Source organism: Xanthomonas sp. BRIP62415, from assembly GCF_003993515.1.
GTDB classification, from domain to species: Bacteria; Pseudomonadota; Gammaproteobacteria; order Xanthomonadales; family Xanthomonadaceae; genus Xanthomonas; species Xanthomonas euroxanthea.
Window position 1 is genome coordinate 60,716 of the sequence record NZ_QEZH01000010.1, and the last position, 19,466, is coordinate 80,181.

19 protein-coding genes are annotated in these 19,466 nt (G+C 65.1%); 8 read left to right on the forward strand and 11 right to left on the reverse strand.

The window, feature by feature from the left end; all coding sequences use genetic code 11:
- Nucleotides 1-2: 2 nt before the first annotated feature.
- Nucleotides 3-3,092 carry a methionine synthase gene (metH, locus tag EO141_RS02365; protein WP_256359908.1) on the forward strand — a complete coding sequence of 1,030 codons (3,090 nt, stop codon included), beginning with the start codon at nucleotides 3-5 and terminating at the stop codon, nucleotides 3,090-3,092.
- A 131-nt stretch (nucleotides 3,093-3,223) separates the two neighbouring features.
- On the opposite strand, the gene EO141_RS02370 is transcribed toward metH, so the two are convergent.
- The 10 genes from EO141_RS02370 to EO141_RS02415 form a co-directional block, all read right to left on the reverse strand.
- Nucleotides 3,224-4,429, reverse strand: coding sequence for an AGE family epimerase/isomerase (locus EO141_RS02370; protein WP_127168448.1), 1,206 nt, complete (start codon nucleotides 4,427-4,429; stop codon nucleotides 3,224-3,226).
- Nucleotides 4,426-5,412, reverse strand: coding sequence for a carbohydrate kinase (locus tag EO141_RS02375; RefSeq protein ID WP_164739028.1), 987 nt, complete (start codon nucleotides 5,410-5,412; stop codon nucleotides 4,426-4,428). Before EO141_RS02375 ends, EO141_RS02370 begins: the two co-directional genes overlap by 4 nt.
- Entirely contained in the window at nucleotides 5,409-6,719 is a 1,311-nt protein-coding gene (gene fucP / locus EO141_RS02380; RefSeq protein ID WP_104648410.1) for an L-fucose:H+ symporter permease, read from the reverse strand. The genes EO141_RS02375 and fucP overlap by 4 nt, the downstream gene beginning before the upstream one ends.
- A gap of 13 nt (nucleotides 6,720-6,732) precedes the next feature.
- Entirely contained in the window at nucleotides 6,733-7,905 is a 1,173-nt protein-coding gene (locus EO141_RS02385; RefSeq protein ID WP_164739030.1) for a LacI family DNA-binding transcriptional regulator, read from the reverse strand.
- A gap of 105 nt (nucleotides 7,906-8,010) precedes the next feature.
- Nucleotides 8,011-8,856: a transporter gene (locus EO141_RS02390; RefSeq protein WP_127168459.1), complete on the reverse strand. Its 846-nt coding sequence runs from the start codon at nucleotides 8,854-8,856 to the stop codon at nucleotides 8,011-8,013.
- Between the two features lie 250 nt (nucleotides 8,857-9,106).
- Nucleotides 9,107-9,844 carry a DUF2058 family protein gene (locus EO141_RS02395; protein ID WP_338121637.1) on the reverse strand — a complete coding sequence of 246 codons (738 nt, stop codon included), beginning with the start codon at nucleotides 9,842-9,844 and terminating at the stop codon, nucleotides 9,107-9,109.
- Between the two features lie 18 nt (nucleotides 9,845-9,862).
- Nucleotides 9,863-10,099: a SlyX family protein gene (locus EO141_RS02400; protein WP_024939344.1), complete on the reverse strand. Its 237-nt coding sequence runs from the start codon at nucleotides 10,097-10,099 to the stop codon at nucleotides 9,863-9,865.
- Nucleotides 10,092-11,441, reverse strand: a complete 1,350-nt coding sequence (locus EO141_RS02405; protein WP_104582757.1) for a UDP-glucose/GDP-mannose dehydrogenase family protein — start codon at nucleotides 11,439-11,441, stop codon at nucleotides 10,092-10,094. The genes EO141_RS02400 and EO141_RS02405 overlap by 8 nt, the downstream gene beginning before the upstream one ends.
- A gap of 24 nt (nucleotides 11,442-11,465) precedes the next feature.
- Complete coding sequence (locus EO141_RS02410) at nucleotides 11,466-12,437, reverse strand: FKBP-type peptidyl-prolyl cis-trans isomerase (protein WP_016901531.1); 972 nt, start codon at nucleotides 12,435-12,437, stop codon at nucleotides 11,466-11,468.
- A 90-nt stretch (nucleotides 12,438-12,527) separates the two neighbouring features.
- Nucleotides 12,528-13,085, reverse strand: coding sequence for a glutathione peroxidase (locus EO141_RS02415; protein ID WP_104648406.1), 558 nt, complete (start codon nucleotides 13,083-13,085; stop codon nucleotides 12,528-12,530).
- A 135-nt stretch (nucleotides 13,086-13,220) separates the two neighbouring features.
- Here EO141_RS02415 and EO141_RS02420 point away from each other — a divergent pair, with 135 nt between their 5' ends.
- From EO141_RS02420 to EO141_RS02450, 7 genes are all read left to right on the forward strand, one after another.
- The gene (locus EO141_RS02420) at nucleotides 13,221-13,469 is read left to right on the forward strand and encodes a hypothetical protein (RefSeq protein ID WP_104582755.1); all 249 of its coding nucleotides are present in this window, start codon (nucleotides 13,221-13,223) and stop codon (nucleotides 13,467-13,469) included.
- Between the two features lie 2 nt (nucleotides 13,470-13,471).
- Nucleotides 13,472-13,834, forward strand: a complete 363-nt coding sequence (locus tag EO141_RS02425) for a GntR family transcriptional regulator (protein ID WP_003483692.1) — start codon at nucleotides 13,472-13,474, stop codon at nucleotides 13,832-13,834.
- Nucleotides 13,831-14,706: an ABC transporter ATP-binding protein gene (locus EO141_RS02430; protein ID WP_104582754.1), complete on the forward strand. Its 876-nt coding sequence runs from the start codon at nucleotides 13,831-13,833 to the stop codon at nucleotides 14,704-14,706. The genes EO141_RS02425 and EO141_RS02430 overlap by 4 nt, the downstream gene beginning before the upstream one ends.
- Nucleotides 14,703-15,689 carry an ABC transporter permease gene (locus tag EO141_RS02435; RefSeq protein ID WP_127168450.1) on the forward strand — a complete coding sequence of 329 codons (987 nt, stop codon included), beginning with the start codon at nucleotides 14,703-14,705 and terminating at the stop codon, nucleotides 15,687-15,689. The genes EO141_RS02430 and EO141_RS02435 overlap by 4 nt, the downstream gene beginning before the upstream one ends.
- Nucleotides 15,690-15,699: 10 nt before the next feature.
- On the forward strand, nucleotides 15,700-16,524 hold the full coding sequence (locus tag EO141_RS02440; RefSeq protein WP_104648404.1) for a DUF2807 domain-containing protein: 825 nt from the start codon (nucleotides 15,700-15,702) through the stop codon (nucleotides 16,522-16,524).
- Between the two features lie 34 nt (nucleotides 16,525-16,558).
- Nucleotides 16,559-17,089: a DUF2884 family protein gene (locus tag EO141_RS02445; protein WP_127168451.1), complete on the forward strand. Its 531-nt coding sequence runs from the start codon at nucleotides 16,559-16,561 to the stop codon at nucleotides 17,087-17,089.
- Nucleotides 17,090-17,293: 204 nt separating this feature from the next.
- Nucleotides 17,294-17,716, forward strand: coding sequence for a hypothetical protein (locus EO141_RS02450; RefSeq protein ID WP_104574109.1), 423 nt, complete (start codon nucleotides 17,294-17,296; stop codon nucleotides 17,714-17,716).
- Between the two features lie 121 nt (nucleotides 17,717-17,837).
- Here the strand turns inward: EO141_RS02450 and EO141_RS02455 are convergent, their stop codons facing one another.
- Nucleotides 17,838-19,244 carry a class II fumarate hydratase gene (locus tag EO141_RS02455; RefSeq protein WP_115676648.1) on the reverse strand — a complete coding sequence of 469 codons (1,407 nt, stop codon included), beginning with the start codon at nucleotides 19,242-19,244 and terminating at the stop codon, nucleotides 17,838-17,840.
- Nucleotides 19,245-19,466 lie beyond the last annotated feature (222 nt).

A 19,466-nucleotide genomic window follows, 5' to 3' on the forward strand; every position in this document is an offset into this window, starting at 1 on the left:
CAGTGCATGACTTGGCTTGCCACCGAGATGCTCCGTGCGCAGCACAGCGCCCTTCTCCCGCCCCCGGGAGGAGGACGGCGCATGGCTTGGCTTGCAATGAAGACACTCCGTTCGCAGCACATCACCCTTCTCCCGCCCGCGGGAGGAGGACGGCGCATGGCCTGGCTTGCCACGAAGACGCCCCGTGCGCAGCACAGCACCCTTCTCCCGCCCGCGGGAGAAGGTGGCGCGCAGCGCCGGATGAGGGCCGCAGTGTCTCGCACCCCACGGCCAGGCCGCGAAGAACACCCACGCACCAACACCAATCGCGCCGCCGTCAACGTCCAGCAGAGCCTCGCATGAGCACTCCCCGCTACACCCGCCTGTCCGGCCTGGAACCGCTGGTCATCACGCCGGACCTGTTGTTCGTCAACGTGGGCGAGCGCACCAACGTCACCGGCAGCGCGCAGTTCCGCAAGCTGATCAAGGAGGAGCGCTACGAAGAAGCAGTGGAAGTGGCGCGCCAGCAGGTCGCCAACGGCGCGCAGATCCTCGACGTCAACATGGACGAGGGCCTGATCGATTCGGAAAAGGCGATGACGCGCTTCCTCAACCTGATCATGTCCGAACCTGACATCGCGCGCATTCCGGTGATGGTGGATTCGTCCAAGTGGAGCGTGATCGAAGCCGGCCTGAAGTGCCTGCAAGGCAAGAGCGTGGTCAATTCGATCTCGCTCAAGGAGGGCGAAGCGCAGTTCATCGAACAGGCACGTAAGGTGCTGCGCTACGGCGCCGCCGCGGTGGTGATGGCCTTCGATGAAGTGGGCCAGGCCGACACCTGCGCGCGCAAGGTCGAGATCTGCACCCGCGCCTACAAGGTGCTGACCGAGCAGGTGGGCTTCCCGCCGGAAGACATCATCTTCGACCCGAACGTCTTTGCCGTGGCCACCGGCATCGAGGAGCACGACAACTACGCGGTGGACTTCATCGAAGCCACCCGCCAGATCAAGCGCACATTGCCGCATTGCCATATTTCCGGCGGCGTTTCCAACGTGTCGTTCTCGTTCCGCGGCAACGAGATGGTGCGCCAGGCGATCCACTCGGTGTTCCTGTTCCATGCGATCAAGGCCGGCATGGACATGGGCATCGTCAACGCCGGCGGCATGCCGATCTACGACGAACTGGACCCGGAACTGCGCGAACGCGTGGAGGATGTGATCCTCAACCGGCGCAAGGACGGCACCGAGCGGCTGCTGGACATCGCCGAACGCTACAAGGGCAGCAAGGGCGCGGCGAAAGTCGAGGATCTGGCCTGGCGCGAGAAGCCGGTGCGCGCACGGCTGGCGCATGCGCTGGTGCATGGCATCGACGCATTCGTGGAAACCGATACCGAGCAAGCGCGCCAGCAATCCACGCGCCCGCTGGATGTGATCGAAGGGCCGCTGATGGACGGCATGAACGTGGTCGGCGACCTGTTCGGCGCCGGCAAGATGTTCCTGCCGCAGGTGGTCAAGTCCGCGCGCGTGATGAAGAAGGCAGTGGCATATCTGCTGCCGTTCATCGAAGCGGAAAAACTGCGTACCGGCGATGTCGGCAAGTCCAACGGCAAGATCATCATGGCCACCGTCAAGGGCGATGTACACGACATCGGCAAGAACATCGTCGGCGTGGTGTTGGCCTGCAACAACTTCGATGTGGTGGACCTGGGCGTGATGGTGTCGGCGCAGGTGATCCTGGACCGGGCGCGTGCGGAGAATGCCGACCTGATCGGCCTGTCCGGCCTGATCACGCCGTCGCTGGAAGAGATGTCGCACGTCGCGCGCGAGATGCAGCGACAAGGTTTCGAGATTCCGCTGTTGATCGGTGGCGCCACCACCTCGCGCGCACACACCGCATTGAAGATCGACCCGCATTACACTGCGCCCACCGTGTGGGTGAAGGACGCCTCGCGTGCGGTGGGCGTTGCGCAATCGCTGATCTCGCGCGACCTGCGCCAGGCCTTTGTCGCCGCCAACGATGCCGACTACGCGGAGATCCGCGCGCGCCATCGCAATCGCGGCGACGCCAAGCGCCTGGTGCCGCTGGAAAAGGCACGCGCACAGCGTTTCGATGGCGACTGGGACAGCTACACACCGCCCGCCCCGCGCCAGCCCGGCCTGCACGTGTTCGACGATTACCCGCTGCAGGAGTTGATCGAGCTGATCGACTGGACCCCGTTCTTCCAGGCCTGGGAGCTGGCGGGCAAGTTTCCGGCGATCCTCAGCGACGCGGTGGTCGGCAGCCAGGCCAGCGAGTTGTACCGCGACGCACGCAAGATGCTGCGCACCATCGTCGCGGAAAAATGGCTGACCGCCAAGGCCGTGTTCGGGCTATGGCCGGCCAATGCCGTCGGCGATGATGTCGTTGTGCTGACCGATCCTGCGGAATCGGGAATCGGGAATCGGGAATCGCAAGGCGATCCTTCGGCGCCGGACCATTCCCGATTCTCCATTCCCCATTCCCTGCACTTCTTACGCCAGCAGGTCGACAAACCCATCGACCGCCCCGACTTCTGCCTGGCAGATTTCATCGCGCCCAGAAGCAGCGGCAAGCAGGACTGGATCGGCGCGTTTGCGGTCACCGCCGGCATCGGGATCGACCCGCATGTGGCGCGCTTTGAAGCCGCGCACGACGACTACAACGCGATCTTGCTCAAGGCCCTGGCCGACCGCCTGGCCGAAGCGCTGGCCGAGCGCCTGCATCAACGCGTGCGTACCGAGTTCTGGGGCTATGTGGAGGATGAGACGCTGGACAACGAGGCACTGATCGCCGAACGCTATCGCGGCATTCGCCCGGCACCGGGGTATCCCGCCTGCCCCGAGCATAGCGAAAAGCGCACCCTGTTCGACCTGCTCGATGCCGAGCGCCACGCCTCGATCACGCTCACCGAAAGTTTCGCGATGCTGCCCACCGCAGCGGTTTCCGGCTATTACTTCAGCCATCCCAGGAGCCAGTACTTCGTGGTCGGGCGCCTGGGCAAGGAACAGGTGGCCGACTACGCCAGGCGCAAGGGCATCACCTTGGCAGTGGCCGAGCGCTGGCTGGCATCGAACCTGGATTACGACCCGGAATAAGGGCCGCCGCAAACACCGTAGGAGCGCACCCGGGCGCGACGGAGCGTTACCAGTAAAGCCCTGTCGCGCCCGGGTGCGCTCCTACGGTGGGGCCGCCGACGTTCGACGGCGCCGCTTCGATCACATCAACATCAGGCAGCCGGGCGCAACACGTTCAAGACCTCGTAGCACGCGCCCATGGTGTGGTAATCGGTCTTGCCGGCGGGGCTTTTTTCATCGCTGTACTTGCGGTTGTCCGCATCCAGGATGCGATACCACGCGCCATAGCGGTGGTCGACCATGTGTTCCCAGGAATACGCCCACAGCTTGTCATACCACTGCCAGTAGCGCTCCTGGCCGCTGCGCTGGGCCAGCAACGCCGCCGCCGCGAGCGATTCGGCCTGCACCCAGAAGTACTTGTCGTCGTCGCAGACCTTGCCGTCCGGGTCGAAGCCGTAATACAGCCCGCCACGCTGTGCATCCCAGGAGCGCTCCACCGCCACATCGAACAGATGCTGCGCGGTCGGCAGCAACCAGTCGCTCGGCGCGTAGCGATCCAGCAGCATCAACAGCTTGGCCCATTCGGTCTGATGGCCGGGCTGGAACCCCCAGGGGCGGAACAGGTGCTTGGGATTGTCGCGGTTGTAGTCCCAGTCGATGTTCCACTGCGGATCGTAGTGTTCCCACACCAGGCCGTCGGCCTTGGCCGCCTGACGCCGGGTCATGGTGTCGGCCAGCGACAAGGCGCGGTCCAGATAACGCTGCTCGCCACTGGCTTCGTACGCGGCGATCATCGCCTCGCACATGTGCATGTTGGCGTTCTGGCCGCGGTAGCTGGTGAAGTTGAATTGCGCATCGGCTTCATCGCGGTACAGGCCGAATTCCGGCTCCCAGAAATGTGTTTCCAGCAGCTGCCAGGTTTCGTCCATCCATGCCCGCGCCTCTTCGATGCCGGCCTTCAGGCCGCACGAATACGCCAGCAGCACGAACGCCACGCCGTAGCAGTGATTCATGTCGTCTTCGACCACGCCATCGCGCAGGGTCCAGGCATAGCCGCCGGTGGCCGGATTGCGGTGCACGTTGCGCAGGTAATCCAGGCCGTGATGCACCGCCTGCAGGTACTGGGCATCGCCGAATTCGCGATACGCCATCGCGTAGTTGAATACAAAGCGCGTACTGCTGACCAGATGCCGGTGCCCGGCATCGTAGATCGCGCCATCGTCGCGGAAATACTGGAAGAATCCGCCCGCCGGGTCGATCGCGCGCGGGTGGTAGAACGCCATGGTGTCGGCGATATGCTGACGCAGCACATCGGCCGAACGGAAATCGGGTGCGGGGGTCGCAGGCAAACGGCTCATGGTTGTTCCTGGATCAGGGAATGGACTTCATCGACGCTCGGCATCGCCGCAAACGCGCCCTTGCGCGTCACCGCCAGCGCACCGACCGCCGCGGCAAAGCGGATCACCTCGGTCATCGCAACCGCATCGCCACACAGCTGCTCCAGCGTGGACGCGCGCGCAGCCAGCTGAAACAGCAGGCCGCCGACGAATGCATCGCCCGCTGCCGTGCTGTCACGCACCTGCACGTCGAAGGCCGGCACCTGGCCGGAATCGGTGCGTGTCTGCCAATGCACCGGCCCGCCGCCGTCGGTGACCAGCAACCAGCTGGCCTGGCCCTGCCAGAGCTTGCGGGTGACCGCGCTGGCATCGCCATCGAGCGTGCCGGCCAGGTAATCGAGTTCCTCGCGCGAGAGCTTGACCACGTCGGCCAGTGCCAACGCCTCCCACAGCAGCGCGGCCGGGTCCACATCCTGCGGCCATAACATCGGGCGCAGGTTGAGATCCAGGCTGACGATGGCGCCATCGGCGCGAGCGCGGCGCATGCCGTCCAGCGTGCACTGCGCGATCGCAGGTTCGGTCATGCTGTTGGAGCACACATGCAGCACGGCGGCCTGCGTGAAGGTGTCCGCGGCAAAATGCTCGGGGCGGAACAACAGATCCGCCGCAGGCGGACGATAGAAACTGAAACTGCGCTCGCCGGCTTCATCCAGGGCCACGAAGGCCAGCGCGGTCTTGGCTTGATCAGTGCGCACGATGCCATCGGTGGCGACGCCGGCCTGCTGCAGACTGTGCAGCAAGAAGTCGCCGAACATGTCGCGCCCCAGCATGCCGACAAAATGCGCCGCGCCACCCAGCCGGGCCACCGCAACCGCGACATTGGCCGGCGCACCGCCGGCGTATTGCGCAAACGTACGTGCCTCGTCGGGGCCGGCGGATGGTAATGCCAGCATGTCGATCAAGGCCTCGCCGAAACAGACCACCCGGTTCTTGACCGCACTCATGCGTGCGCCTCCGCCAATGCGCCACGCAGACGCGAGCCCCAGATGCCATAGAACACGATGTACAGGTAGCACACCAGCGGCAGCACGAACGACTCGTGCAAGCCGATGCTGTCGGCCAGCAGACCTTGCAGATACGGCACGATGGCGCCGCCGACAATGGCCATGATCAACAGGCTCGACGCGCGACCGGTCAGCGGGCCAAGCCGCTCGATGCCCAGCGTAAAGATGGTCGGGAACATGATCGAATTGAACAGGCCGATCGCCACCAGCGCATACACCGCCAGCATGCCGCCACTGGCCATGGTCAGCACCAGCAGCAGTGCGTTGATCCCGGCGAACACCGACAACAGCACGCGCGGCGACAACTTGGCCAGCAGCGCCGAGCCGATGAAGCGGCCGATCATTGCCAGCGTCCAGTAGGCCGACACGTAGTGGGTCGCCTCACGCTCGGTGAACCCGCCGATCTGCGGCAACGAGAAATAGTTGACCATCAGGCTGCCGATCGCCACTTCCGCGCCGACATAGAAGAAGATCGCCAGCACACCGAAGCGCACGTGCGGATGCGCCAGGGCATCCAGCAGCGAATGCCTGCTTTCGTCCTTCTGCGCGCCCGCGTCGGTCAATGCCGGCAGACGGAACAGGAACACGAAGATCGCCAGCAGAAACAGCACGATGCCCAGACCGATGTACGGCCCCTGCACGGCCTGCGCTTCCTGTACGCGATAGGCCAGCTGCTCGGCTTCGGGCAGTACCTTGAGCTGATCGCCGCTCATCACGGTGTTGGACAGGATCAGCCAGCCACCGAACAGCGGCGCGATCGCGGTGCCCAGCGAATTGAGCGCCTGCGCCAGCGTCAACCGGCTGGACGCACTGCGCTCCGGACCCAGCAGCGCGACATAGGGGTTGGCCGCCACCTGCAGGATGGTGATGCCGGTCGCCAGCACGAACAGCGCGCCGAGAAATGCGCCATAGACGCGCAGTTCCGCCGCAGGCCAGAAGCCCAACGCACCGACCGCGGCAACCGCCAGCCCGGCCACGATGCCCTGCTTGTAGCCAAGCCTGGCCACCAGCCAGCCAGCCGGCAACGACATCAGGAAGTACGCGCCGAAGAAGGTGAACTGCACCAGCATCGCCTGCGCGAAGTTGAGTTCAAACACCGCCTTCAGATGCGGAATCAGGATGTCGTTGAGGCAGGTGAGAAAGCCCCACATGAAGAAGATCGTGGTGACGACCGACAACGCAACGCCGTTGTTGACGGGCGCCTTGTTGCCACTTGGCACTGTGGATTGCGTGGAAAGGGAAACCATAGGAATTGCCTGGTCAGCGGCCTGAGGCCTTGGTGGGGGAATGTGCGGGGGAATCGCTGGGGGAGTGAAGCGAAACGATGGAACTCGACGCGCCGGCGCTGCTGGCGCGGATCTTCAATTCGACCGCGGCGGTCAGGCGTTGCGATGCAAGGTCGGGACTGCCGATACGCTGCAACACCAGCTGCGCCGCCTGGCGGCCGCGCGCACGCGGATCGGCGGCCAGGGTGGTCAGCGCGGGGGTAAACAATGCAGCTTCGGCGATATCGTCGAAACCGGTCACCGCGAAGTCGCGCCCCGGCACGATGCCATGCATCGCCAACGCGGCCATCAGGCCCAACGCGACACTGTCGTTGTAACAGACCGCCGCAGTTGCACGATCGTGCTCGGCACGATCCAGCATGCGACCGGCGCACAGCGCAGCATCCTGTCGGTTCGGTGCGGATTCGACGTAATGCGCGGCCAGGCCGGCATCGGCCATCGCGCGCGCATAACCGGCGCGGCGTTGCCGGCAGGAACTGGATTCGGCATGGCCACCGAAGAACACGATGCGCCGATGGCCTTGCGCGATCAGATGCGCGCAGGCAAGCAACGCGCCCTGCTCGTTGTCCAGCGCCAGCAGATCCCAACCCGCGCCCTCCACTTCGCGGTTGAACAACACCACGTTGTGTTGACGCCCCAGCACCTGGGTCAGCGCCTGTGCCTGGCTGCCTTCGGCCGGCGACAGGATGATGCCGGCAGGGGTGTGCTCCATCAACGAGCTCAGCACCGCCTGCTGGCGCTGCGTCGATTCGCCGGTGCTGCCGAGCAGGGTCACATAACCGGCTGCGCCCAGCGCCTCGTCCACGCCTGCGGCAAATTCGGCAAAGAACGGGTTGGACAGATCGTTGATGACCAGCGCGATGCTGGATGAGGTGCGGCGGCGCAGATTGGCCGCAGCACGGTTGTAGACGTAGTGCTGCCGATCCAGCTCGGCTTCCACGCGCGCGCGCGTGGTCGCATGCACCAGCGGGCTGCCGCGCAACACCAACGACACCGTCGCACGCGACACGCCGATGGCGCCGGCGATATCGCGCAAGGTCACCGCACCGCGTCCGCCGCGACGGGCATCGCCGTCCTCCGCAGCGGAAGGAGTCGGTTTGGCACGCGTCACGCTGCCGACCTTGCAATGGAAGAAGTGCGCATGCATCTGGCGTCGATTGGATCGATCCAATTAGGCCTTTTCCGCGCACCCAATGCATGCGGCAGTGCAACATAACCAACAGCCGCGCCGATCCTGACTGCAATCGCCTCCTTACTGAAATGCGATCGACAGGCCGATCCCGCCCTGCCAGTCCGGGCTTTCGGAGGTCAGCCCGCGCAGCACCGAGACATCCAGTTGCATCGCGTGCGGCAACTGCCAGGCACCACCGGCGCCGGCCACGCGCGAGTGCTCGCTGCCGGTGTCGAAACCCGCTTCCACATAGCTGCTGAAATGCTCGCCGGAGAAGAACGTGTAGTTCGGCGAGAAGGTCCAGGTATGCCCGTCGCTGTCGCGCGCGTAGTTCACGTACAGCGCCAGGGCGCGCTGCTGCGCCAGATCCCAGGACGCGGTCACGCCCAGTTCGCGCGCATAGCCGTCGCTGAAGGCGGGGCTGCCGGTCGGCACGCTGTAGCTGCCGAGCGCGGCCCAATGAAAGCTGTCCGACTGCGACGGCAATGCCACCTTCAGGCCGATATGGCTATCGCCCCCGCCACGCACACGCTCACCGCCACCGTGCTGCCAGTTGTAGCTGTCGCTACCCACCTGCAGCTCCACGTTCTGGAACAGCCCCAGGCGCAGTAGCGTATCGGCGGTGTACTGCGTGGTGCGTTGCCCGTCGCTGCGATCGGTACTCGCGTCCGGCAGGCCCTGCTCCCAGGCGAACGCGCCAGGCTGCAGCACTTCGGCAGCAAACGGAATACCGGGACGGTCGAACGCCGGTGCGTCCTCCGCCTGTGCAGCGGCCTGCTGACTTACCACGCACAACCCAAGCATCACCGCGGCCGGCCCCAAGGCGCGCGTCGCCTGCAAACCCGAAGCGCCGCGCGCGGTGGATGTGGCCGATGCAACAACGCAGGCCTTCAACATTTTCGACAACATGGACATACACGGCACCATCGGCAGGGAATGAGCGGCAACACAACAGGCACCATGCCCGGAGGCGTTGACCGGTGAGGCCGCGATGGTGCCGCGCGCGCCGTGACCGGCCCGTGTATCGCCCACGCCGCGTCTGCGGCATGGCTCGGCCGGACCGCGCGCAGTAACGATCGCGCAGTAACGATCAGGTGCGCACCACGCAAGGCAACGTACCAAACAACATGGGCACCCATCAGGTGCCCATGACCAACAACACCTAGCGCACGCAGGGTTACCAGACCAGGTCGTCGGGCACCTGATACTGGGGGTCGGCATACGGGTCTTCGCCTGCCGGCGCATTCGGATCCACCTTCAATGCCACCGATGGCGCGAACACCGCTTCGGCTTCTGCCAGTACCTCGGCGGTGACCAACAGATAGCGGCCGTTGAGCTGCAGCACACCCAGCTCACCGGCGTTGAGCGCCTTGAGCTGATCGGCAGTCACGTAGATACGCTTGATCTTGCCGCCATACGGGAAATGCCGGGCGATGTCCGCATCGGCATGATTCAGCCCCTTGTCCTTGAGCAGCTCTTCGAGCTTGGCCTTGGCTTCGCGACGCAGGCGTGCTTCTTCCTGCTTCAGCCGCTCGGCTTCGATGCGCTCGTCCTTCTCGCGTTGCGCGCGGATCGCATAGGCCTTGGCCAGATCGATGTCTTCGCGCGTGCGTGCCGGCCTGGGTCCGCGACGCTCGGCAGTGGACTGCTGCGGACGCGGCGATGCCGCCGGCTTGCCATCGTTACGACGCTCGGGCCGGCCATCGTGTTTGCGCTCGCCCCTGCCGTCGGTCGCCGCAGCGGCATGCGGCCGCTGCGGTCCCCTGCCCTGCCCGCCCGGCTTGTTGCCGCCGGGCGCAGGCCTGCCACCGTTGCCATGTTGACGCGCGGCAGGCCGTGCGTCGGGTTTGCGTTCGGGCTTGGGTGCGGACTTGAAGCCCAACCCAAGCAACTGGTCACGTAAGGTATCGCTCATGGCGGTGGCAATCTGCAATCAATAGTGCGGAGGCGGCGGTTCATCCGCAGCGTCGGCAAACAACGTGGAGCGCACCTTGCCCAGATCCTCGAGCAGGTGGCGGATCAGCTCGGCGTTGCGGGCGCCCGTCAAACGGGCGTCCGCAAGTGCTTCACTCAGTTCATTGAGCGCCTGCTCCTGAAAGGACAGGCGCGTTTCCAGTTCAACCAACCGCGCGTCCAGTTCCTGGTCGCGCGGCGAGAGTTGCTCATGCATGCAACGAACGGCCTCGTCCGATGGCGTAGTAGGCCAGACCTGCGGCTTCGATTTCCTGCGGGTCGTAAAGGTTGCGACCGTCGAACACGACGTCGTCCTTCAAGGCCTGCTTGATCTTGCCGAAATCCGGGCTGCGGAACTGCTTCCACTCGGTGACCACGACCAGGGCATCGGCGCCTTCCAGCGCGGCAAATGCCTCGTCGCAGAAGGTCAGGTCGTCGCGCTCGCCGAAGATGCGCTTGGCCTCATGGGTCGCTTCCGGGTCGTAGGCACGCACGGTGGCACCGGCTTCCCACAACTGCTCCATCAAACGCCGGCTCGACGCGGCACGCATGTCGTCGGTATTTGGCTTGAATGCCAGGCCCCAGACCGCGAAGGTCTTGCCGGCAATACTGCCGGTGCCTTCGGCGCCGTAATGACGCTGCACCAGTTCGAACAGGTGACCCTTCTGCGCATTGTTGACGCTTTCCACCGCGTTGAGCAGGGTCGGCTCCATGCCGTACTGCTCGGCGGTCTTGGCCAATGCCTGCACATCCTTCGGGAAGCACGAGCCGCCATAGCCGGCGCCGGGATAGATGAAGTGCCAGCCGATGCGCGGGTCCGACCCGATGCCGTTACGCACGTGCTCGACGTCCGCACCGACACGCTCGGCAATGTTGGCGATCTCGTTCATGAAACTGATCTTGGTCGCCAGCATCGCGTTGGCCGCGTACTTGGTCAGCTCGGCCGACCGTACGTCCATCTCCACGATGCGATCGCGGTTGCGGTTGAACGGCGCATACAGACGGCGCATGCGTGCAATGGCCGCCGGCTTCTTGGCACCGATGACGATGCGGTCCGGACGCATGCAGTCGGCCACGGCGTCGCCTTCCTTGAGGAACTCGGGGTTGGAGACCACGTCGAACTCATGGTCCAGGCCGCGTGCGTCCAGCTCTTCCTGGATCGCGACCCGCACCTTGTCGGCGGTGCCGACCGGCACGGTGGACTTGTTGACGACCACCGACGGGCCATCGATATGCCGGCCGACGGTACGCGCAACCGCCAGCACGTACTGCAGGTCGGCACTGCCATCCTCGTCCGGCGGCGTGCCCACCGCGATGAAGGTGATTTCGCCGTGCGCAATCGCCTCGGCCGCATCGGTGGTGAAGCGCAACCGGCCAGAGGCGTGGTTGGCTTTCACCATCGGCTCCAGGCCGGGTTCATAGATGGGAATCACCCCACGATTGAGACCATCAACTTTCGCCTGGTCGATATCCACGCAGATAACGTGATGACCTACTTCCGCCAGACAGGTACCGGTGACAAGACCAACATAGCCGGTACCAAAGATCGCAACTCGCATGGGTGGGGGTACTCCTGTGGGGGATCAGGGAAGGATACCCATCAGTTCGACATCGAACGTCAACGTTGCGTCTGGTCCGATCGGCCCCCCCTGCGTGCCGTTCGGGCCATAGGCCAAGTTGGATGGAATCCAGAAACGATACTTCGAACCGACCGGCATCAAGGCGACGCCCTCGGTCCAACCTGCAATGACTTGATTCAGACCGAACTCGGCCGGCTGGCCGCGCTGGTACGAGCTGTCGAAGACCTGCCCGTTGAGCAGCTTGCCTTCGTAGTTCACGCGCACCGTGTTGGTGGGCATCGGACGCTCGCCGCTGCCCTGGCGCAGCACCATGTACTGCAGGCCCGATGCGGTGGTGATCACGCCCTTTTCGGTCTTGTTCTTGGCCAGGAAGGCATTGCCTTCCTCGCGGTTCTTGGCACCGGCAGCGCCCTGCTTGGCAGAGGCGAACGCCTGCATGGTGGCCGCGGCTTCCTGCTGGGTCAGGCGCGTGGTGCCCTTGGCGAACACGGTGCGGACGGCTTCCATCAGGATCGACAGGTCGATCTCGTCCTTGATGCCGGCCAGCGAGGGACCGACTGCGCGATCGCCCAGCATCAGGCCGACATTTTCCTTGGACGGCGCGGCCGGCGCGCTGCCCGGGGCCATGCCCGGAACCTGCTGCCCGTTACGTGCCGCCAGCGCGGTGCGCAATGCGGTATCGGTGGCCTGGGTCTGCTCGTCGGACAACAGCGGCTTGCCGCCCTTGAATGCATTCTCGATGGCGCGTTGCAGTGCGCTCACATCGATGTCCTGGGCAATCGGCTCGAACGAACGTGCCACATCCATACCGATGGCGTAGCTGACGTTGTCGCGCGTGCTCTTCTCAGACGATGCATTCAAAACTGGCTTCTCCTTGGTGGCCGCTGCGGCCGGTTGCTGCGACATGGCCGGCATCGATGCCGACAGTGCCACCATCAGTAGCGACGCCGCCGCGCCGCGCTTTCCCATCTTCATTCGATGCACTTCCCGAAAGTGAAAAGACACGCCGACGCCGGCGCTGAATGCGCATTGTCGCATGTGCGCGTGGCGTTGCGAGCGCCGCGCTCAGCGCGACGGCGCGTTGAGCTCGCGTTCGATTGCCGCCAGCACGCTCGGATCATCCGGTTTGATCTTGCTGGGGAACTGCGCCACCACGCGTCCATCGCGACCAATCAGATACTTGTGGAAGTTCCAGCCCGGCGCCACGCCCGTGGCCTGCGTCAACCGCTGATACAGCGGCGTGGCCTGCGCGCCCAGCACATGCACCTTCTCAAACATCGGGAACTTGACGCCATAGGTCAGCGTGCAGAATTCCTGGATCTGCTTCTCAGATCCCGGTTCCTGCCCCTGGAAATCGTTGGACGGAAAGCCCAACACCGAAAAACCGCGACTGCCGAAGCGCTGGTTCAGCGCCTCCAGCCCTTCGTACTGCGGGGTGTAGCCGCATTTGCTGGCGGTGTTGACCACCATCAGGACCTTGCCGCCGTAGGTTCGGTTCAGGTTGATCGGCGCCTTGCCGGCCAGCGGCCGGTAGTCCAGATCCAGCACCGGCGCGCCTGCGGCCAGCGCCGCGGCGGAAAAAAAGCCAGCGAATACAACCACCAGCAGACGTTTGAGCAACATGGGCGATCCCTTTCGATAGGTCCGGGCCACCCGCGGGTGCGGGGTGCCATCAGTTGGGTATGACAGGCGGTTGACTGCCTGCGTGTCGGTGTTATAGTTGAATACAACACCAGTCATCCAACGCAGGGGGAAAGCATGAACAGCACACGCTTCACGCGACCAGCTCCATTGCTGCTGTTCGGCAGCGCCCTGTTCGTCATTGGTTGCCTGGGAGCCGCTTCCAGTCAGGTTACGGAGTCCGGCGCCGATTATGGCGTGTCGGAGGCGGTTACGGAAAACGCGACGACTCCCCCCGAAGCGCGCACCCGGCCCGGCCGGCACCTGCGCGCTTCGCTGTCGATGCCCTATTTCTCCTTCGCGCAGGTCCTGCGTCCACGGAGCTGACCATGAACGACATCCAATGGAGCGACGGCGCTCCCATCTACCGCCAACTCAAGGAACGGGTGATTGCCATGATGCTCGATGGAATCCTCAAGCCGGGCGACGCCCTGCCCTCGGTACGGCAGGTGGCGGCCGACTACCAACTCAACCCCATCACCGTCTCGCGTGCCTACCAGGAACTGGCCGACGAGAACCTGGTGGAGAAACGCCGCGGCCTGGGCATGTTCATGACCCCGGAGGCCGCGCAGAAATTGCGCGGCAGCGAACGCGAGCGTTTCCTGAATGAAGAATGGCCCGCGGTGCTGGAACGCATCCAGCGCCTGGGACTGTCCATCGACGATCTGTTGCCACAGGGAAAAACACCATGACCGCCGTCTCCTCCGACCATGTGGTCGACGCACGTGGCCTGCGCAAGGCCTACAAGCATCGGCTCGCGCTGGACAACACCAGCTTCACCATCGCTGCCGGGCGCATCGTCGGCCTGATCGGCCCCAACGGCGCCGGCAAGACCACCGCGCTCAAGGCGGTGCTGGGGCTGACCGATTTCGACGGCGAGCTGAGCGTGCTCGGCATGGATCCGCGCACCCAGCGCAACGCGCTGATGAACGAGGTCTGCTTCATTGCCGACGTGGCAGTGCTGCCACGCTGGCTGCGGGTTGGCGAGGCGATCGACTTCGTCGCCGGCGTGCATCCGCGCTTTGATCGCGCCAAGTGCGAACGTTTCCTGGCCAATACGCAGCTCAACCGCAAGTCGCGGGTGCGCGAACTGTCCAAGGGCATGATCGTGCAGCTGCACCTGGCGCTGGTGATGGCCATCGACGCGCGCATCCTGGTGCTGGACGAGCCCACCCTGGGCCTGGACATCCTGTATCGCAAGCAGTTCTACCAGCGCCTGCTGGAGGACTACTTCGACGAGCAGAAGACCATCATCGTCACCACCCACCAGGTCGAGGAGATCGAACACATCCTCACCGATGTGATGTTCATCCGCGACGGCCGCATCGTGCTGACCGCCGACATGGAGAACGTGGCCGAGCGTTACACCGAAGTATTGGTGGGTGCCGAACATCTCGACGCCGCCAGAGGCCTGACGCCGATCGACGAGCGCGGCCTGCCGTTCGGCAAGACCGTGATGCTGTTCGATGGCGTGCCCAAGGCGCAGCTCGCCCGTTTTGGCGAAACCCGCAATCCCGGCCTTGCCGACCTGTTCGTTGCGGTCATGAAGGGGACCTACGCATGAAGACACTCACCCACCAAGCTTCTCCCGCACGCACGTTCGGCTGGCTGCTCAAGCGCGAGTACTGGGAACACCGCGGCGGTTTCGTCTGGGCGCAGGTCATCACCGGCGGCATCGCGGTGTTCTTCGCGCTGCTGGGCGCGGTGATCGGCGCGATCAGCGCGCGTCGCAACATGATCGGCGACAGCATCACCATGGACGATCTGGCCGAATACACGCGCACGCTGGGCCAGGTCGGCGACGGCCTGTTGCTGGGCGGCATCGGGATCGCCTCGGTGGTGCTGGCATTCGTGGTGTTCTTCTACTCGCTGGGCAGCCTGTACGACGACCGCCGCGACCGCAGCGTGCTGTTCTGGAAGTCGCTGCCGGTGTCCGATGTGCAGACGGTGCTGTCCAAGGCGGCCTGGGCGTTGTTGCTGGCGCCGCTGATCGCCATCGCGATCGGCGTGCTGGTTGGCCTGGCGCTGTGGCTGATCGCCATCGTGGGCGCCCTGATCGCCGGCGTCCCTAGCCCCTGGGCACTAGCAACCCATTCGCATCCCTTCTCGCTGCTGTGGCTGTTGCTGAAGACCGTGCCGATGAGCCTGCTGTGGGCGTTGCCGACCGTGGGCTGGCTGATGTTCTGCTCGGCCTGGGCCACCAGCAAGCCGTTCCTGTGGGCGGTGCTGTTCCCGCTGCTGGCCTGCGTGATGTTGAGCATCCTCTCGGCGATGCCAGGTGTCTCGCTGCCGATCGGCTGGATCTGGTACATCGTCGGCTACCGCGGCCTGCTCAGCGCCCTGCCCGGCACTTGGTCGCCACGTGCGGTCAGCGGCAACCTCGACAGCAGCGCGATGCAGAACCCCAGCGACCTGGTGCAGTGGGCGCTACAGCACACCGACAGCGCACTGGTCTACGGCAATCCGGACATCTGGATCGGCGCCGCCATCGGCGTGGTGCTGATCGCTGCCTCCATCTACCTGCGCCGTCGGCGCTCCGAAGCCTGAAGGACATCCCATGCGTCGTCTGCTGAGTCTGGCCATCCTGTGCGCAGTGCCCGGCGCTGCGTTTGCCGAGGAGCAATGCACATTCTCCGAACCGCGCAGCCTGGAGTTGAAACTGAGCGGAGTGAAGTCGGTGCTGTTCGAGGTCGCCTCCAACGACCTGCATCTGGACGCCGCGCCAGGCAACGGCGGCCGTCTGAGCGGCCGCGCCTGTGCCGCCAGGGCCGACCTGCTCGAGGGCCTGACGGTCACCCAGAAGCGCGTCGGCGACAAGCTGGTGGTGACGCTGGCCGATGACCGCCCGTCGCGCATCTCCATCGGCGACAGCTACGCGTACCTGGACCTGCGTGGCAACGTGCCCGACACGCTGCTGGTGCAGTTCGACGTGGGCTCCGGCGACGCCGAGATCAGCGGCGCGGCTGCAGTGAGTGCCGATGTCGGTTCCGGCGACATGGCCATCCACCGTACCAAGGGCCGGGTGACCGCCAAGGTCGGTTCCGGCGACATCGAACTGGAGGACATGGGGGCATTGCGCGTGCTGGCAGTCGGCTCCGGTGATCTCAAGGCGCGCCGGATTCGCGGCGCGGCAGAGGTCGGCAAGGTCGGCTCCGGCGACGTCAAGCTGCGCGGCGTTGCCGGCCACGTCAAGCTCGGCACGGTCGGCTCCGGCGATGTCGATATCGACGATGTACAGGGCGATGTCGGCGTGGAGGCGGTCAACTCCGGCGCCCTGAGCGTGCACAAGGTGCGCGGCGACGTCAGCGTGGCGCGCAAGGGCAGCGGCGACATCGACGTCAGCGATGTTGCCGGCACCACCCGCGTGCCCACCGACAACTGACCACTGCATTGACCATTACTGAGGGGGACTGCTGATGAAACTGTTGATTTGTGCGGTATTGGCGGGTGCGTTGCTGGTCGGTTGCGGCAAGTCCGAACCCACCGTCGTGGTGTCGGGCGAGGCCAACGCGCGCGGGGTGAGCTTCAACGGCAAGAGCCTGACGCTCCACCGCGACGGTCTGCCTGCCGCCACCATCGGCGCGGATGGCGCGCTCAGCATCGCCGGCAAGCCGGTGAGCCTGAACGATGCGCAGCGCCAGGCGATGCGCACTTTCTATGTGCAGATCCAGGGCGTCGCCGAAAAAGGCATCGACATCGGCACGCAGGGCGCGGCCTTCGGTGCACACGCCGCCGGCGAAGCGCTCAAGGGCGTGCTCAGCGGCAACACCGACCAGATCGGTGACAAGATCCAGGCGCAGGCGGAAACCTTCAAACACAATACGATGCAGATCTGCGACCAGCTGGCCACGCTGCGCAACGCGCAGGACGCCGCCGCGCAACTGGTGCCGGCATTCGCGCCGTACTCGACCCTGACCCAGCACGACGTCGACGACTGCCGCAAGTAAGCGCGGCACCGACCGCCGCTGCGCCCCCCATCGACGGGCGCAGCGGCGGACCGGAACCGCCTGGAGCGTCGTGTCGATTCTGCGCGCACGCCAGGCAACCGATACCGGCCTGCGACATCTTGTCAGTGGCGCCATGTGCCGCCGGCACTGATCGGCTGCCGGAGCGGGATTACACTAATGCGCTCCCCAGACCCCAGCGACCCCATGAACAAGTTCGTGATGCTTTGCATGGCGCTCCTGCTATGCGCCCTGACCGCCTGTGGCGACCAGTCGTCGCGGCGCGCCGAACGCGGCAAGCCGCGCGTTGCCATCACCACCCAGTCGGTGATGATCCGCCGCCCACCGGCCGCCAATGCGGAAATCACTCCGGACGGCACGCTGAAGATCGACGATATCGCGCTGCCGCAGAAGGAACCGACGCGCGCCAAATTGCAGTTGCTGTTCGGGCATCTGCAGATGCTGCGCCAGCAGGCCGTCAACGAGGCCGGCGCGGATCCGGAGTACAAGTCGATCAAGCTGACCGCCACGCCGGAGATCCAGCGGCTCAGCGGCGAATTGCTGGACGAGATCCCGTCGCTGCAACCGTATCGCGAGAGCTTCGGCAACGTGCAGGCCGAGCGGCACTGAGTCGCTGGCGACGCCGCGGACTCGCGCAAGCCCGTGTAGGAGCGCACCTGGGCGCGACGGGGCTGTATCGACAACGCCCGTCGCGCCCAGGTGCGCTCCTACACACACACGCTGTCAGTGATCAGCCACCGCCGCCACTGCTGCCGGCCTGGATGCCACCACGCGTCAGCGCGGCCGGGTCCAGCAAACGGCGCAGATCCGCCTCAGTGAGCCCGCTGTCTTCCAGCGCCACGTCCAGTACCGGGCGCTGTTCCTTGTAGGCACGCTTGGCGATCGCGGCGGCCTTTTCGTAGCCGATGATCGGATTGAGCGCGGTGACCAGGATCGGATTGCGGTCCAGCGCCTCGCGCACGCGCTCCTGGCGCACCTTCAAGCCGGCAATCGCGCTGTCGGCCAGCAGCCGCGACACATTGCCCAGCAGGTTGATCGAATCCAGCAGGTTGTAGGCGATCAGAGGCAGGGTCACGTTCAACTGGAAGTTGCCGGTCTGCCCGGCCACGGTAATCGCCGTATGGTGGCCGATGACCTGCGCGCAGGCCATCACGGTGGCTTCGGGAATCACCGGGTTGACCTTGCCCGGCATGATCGAACTGCCCGGCTGCAACGCCGGCAACTCGATCTCGCCCAGCCCGGCCAGGGGGCCGGCATTCATCCAGCGCAGATCATTGGCAATCTTGATCAAGGCCACCGCCAGCGCATTGAGCTGGCCGGACAACTCCACCGCATCGTCCTGCGCGGCCAGGCCTTCGAACTTGTTGTCGGCACTCTCGAACTTGACCTTGCTCAAGCCCGACAGGGCCTTGGCCACCTTGCCGCCGAAACGCGGATCGGCATTGATGCCGGTGCCGATCGCGGTGCCGCCCAGCGGCAACCGCCGCAGGCGCTTGAGGGAGTCGTCGATGCGCTCCTGCGCCGAACTCAGCTGCGCCGACCATGCACCGAATTCCTGGCCGAAGGTCAGCGGCATCGCATCCATCAGATGCGTGCGCCCGGTCTTGACGACCTTCTCCAGCCCCTTGGCGCGCTTGTCGATGGTCTTGCGCAGATGCTTGAGCGCCGGTTGCAGGTGTTCCTGCACCGCAAGCAGCGCAGACACGCGGATCGCGGTGGGCACCACGTCGTTGGAACTCTGCCCGAGATTGACGTGATCATTGGGATGCACCGCGTCCTTGCCGGCGCGCGTGGCCAGCGTGGCGATCACCTCGTTGGCATTCATGTTGGACGAGGTGCCCGAGCCGGTCTGATAGACATCGATCGGGAACTGCGCGTCATAGGTGCCGTCGGCCACCTGCAGCGCCGCGTCCTGCACGGCCTTGCCGATCGACTTGGGCAACAGCCCGAGCTCGGCGTTGACGCCGGCCGCGGCGGCCTTGATCAAGCCCAGCGCGCGGATGAAGCCGCGCGGCATCGGCTGGCCGGAGACCGGAAAATTCTGCACGGCACGCTGGGTCTGCGCGCCCCACAAGGCATCGGCGGGCACCTGCAATTGCCCCATGCTGTCGTGTTCGGTCCTGAAACGTTCGCTCATCTGCACTCTCCGCACATGGTTGGTCTGTGGTGATGGATGGCTGGCAGCGGGCGCACCCACGCTGGCGAGACTGCCTACGATACTCGCTCGCGGCGTTGCGACCGTGTCGTCGCAAGCCGTGGGCTAGACTGCCCATCGATCCATACGAGGTACCACGCTGCCATGGGCGACGACCCTGACTGTAGCAACGCATTGGTTGTGTCCGTGCTGCCCGCACACCGC

Excerpts from the sequence above, each read along its gene's own strand:
- EO141_RS02405 (WP_104582757.1), bottom strand. The coding sequence starts at position 11,441 with ATGCGAGTTGCGATCTTTGGTACCGGCTATGTTGGTCTTGTCACCGGT.
- fucP (WP_104648410.1), bottom strand. The coding sequence starts at position 6,719 with ATGGTTTCCCTTTCCACGCAATCCACAGTGCCAAGTGGCAACAAGGCG.
- EO141_RS02430 (WP_104582754.1), top strand. The coding sequence starts at position 13,831 with ATGACCGCCGTCTCCTCCGACCATGTGGTCGACGCACGTGGCCTGCGC.
- EO141_RS02445 (WP_127168451.1), top strand. The coding sequence starts at position 16,559 with ATGAAACTGTTGATTTGTGCGGTATTGGCGGGTGCGTTGCTGGTCGGT.
- EO141_RS02425 (WP_003483692.1), top strand. The coding sequence starts at position 13,472 with ATGAACGACATCCAATGGAGCGACGGCGCTCCCATCTACCGCCAACTC.
- EO141_RS02455 (WP_115676648.1), bottom strand. The coding sequence starts at position 19,244 with ATGAGCGAACGTTTCAGGACCGAACACGACAGCATGGGGCAATTGCAG.
- EO141_RS02440 (WP_104648404.1), top strand. The coding sequence starts at position 15,700 with ATGCGTCGTCTGCTGAGTCTGGCCATCCTGTGCGCAGTGCCCGGCGCT.
- EO141_RS02390 (WP_127168459.1), bottom strand. The coding sequence starts at position 8,856 with ATGGTGCCGTGTATGTCCATGTTGTCGAAAATGTTGAAGGCCTGCGTT.
- EO141_RS02450 (WP_104574109.1), top strand. The coding sequence starts at position 17,294 with ATGAACAAGTTCGTGATGCTTTGCATGGCGCTCCTGCTATGCGCCCTG.
- EO141_RS02400 (WP_024939344.1), bottom strand. The coding sequence starts at position 10,099 with ATGCATGAGCAACTCTCGCCGCGCGACCAGGAACTGGACGCGCGGTTG.
- EO141_RS02420 (WP_104582755.1), top strand. The coding sequence starts at position 13,221 with ATGAACAGCACACGCTTCACGCGACCAGCTCCATTGCTGCTGTTCGGC.
- EO141_RS02375 (WP_164739028.1), bottom strand. The coding sequence starts at position 5,412 with ATGAGTGCGGTCAAGAACCGGGTGGTCTGTTTCGGCGAGGCCTTGATC.
- EO141_RS02395 (WP_338121637.1), bottom strand. The coding sequence starts at position 9,844 with ATGAGCGATACCTTACGTGACCAGTTGCTTGGGTTGGGCTTCAAGTCC.
- EO141_RS02415 (WP_104648406.1), bottom strand. The coding sequence starts at position 13,085 with ATGTTGCTCAAACGTCTGCTGGTGGTTGTATTCGCTGGCTTTTTTTCC.
- EO141_RS02410 (WP_016901531.1), bottom strand. The coding sequence starts at position 12,437 with ATGAAGATGGGAAAGCGCGGCGCGGCGGCGTCGCTACTGATGGTGGCA.
- EO141_RS02370 (WP_127168448.1), bottom strand. The coding sequence starts at position 4,429 with ATGAGCCGTTTGCCTGCGACCCCCGCACCCGATTTCCGTTCGGCCGAT.
- EO141_RS02385 (WP_164739030.1), bottom strand. The coding sequence starts at position 7,905 with ATGCATGCGCACTTCTTCCATTGCAAGGTCGGCAGCGTGACGCGTGCC.
- EO141_RS02435 (WP_127168450.1), top strand. The coding sequence starts at position 14,703 with ATGAAGACACTCACCCACCAAGCTTCTCCCGCACGCACGTTCGGCTGG.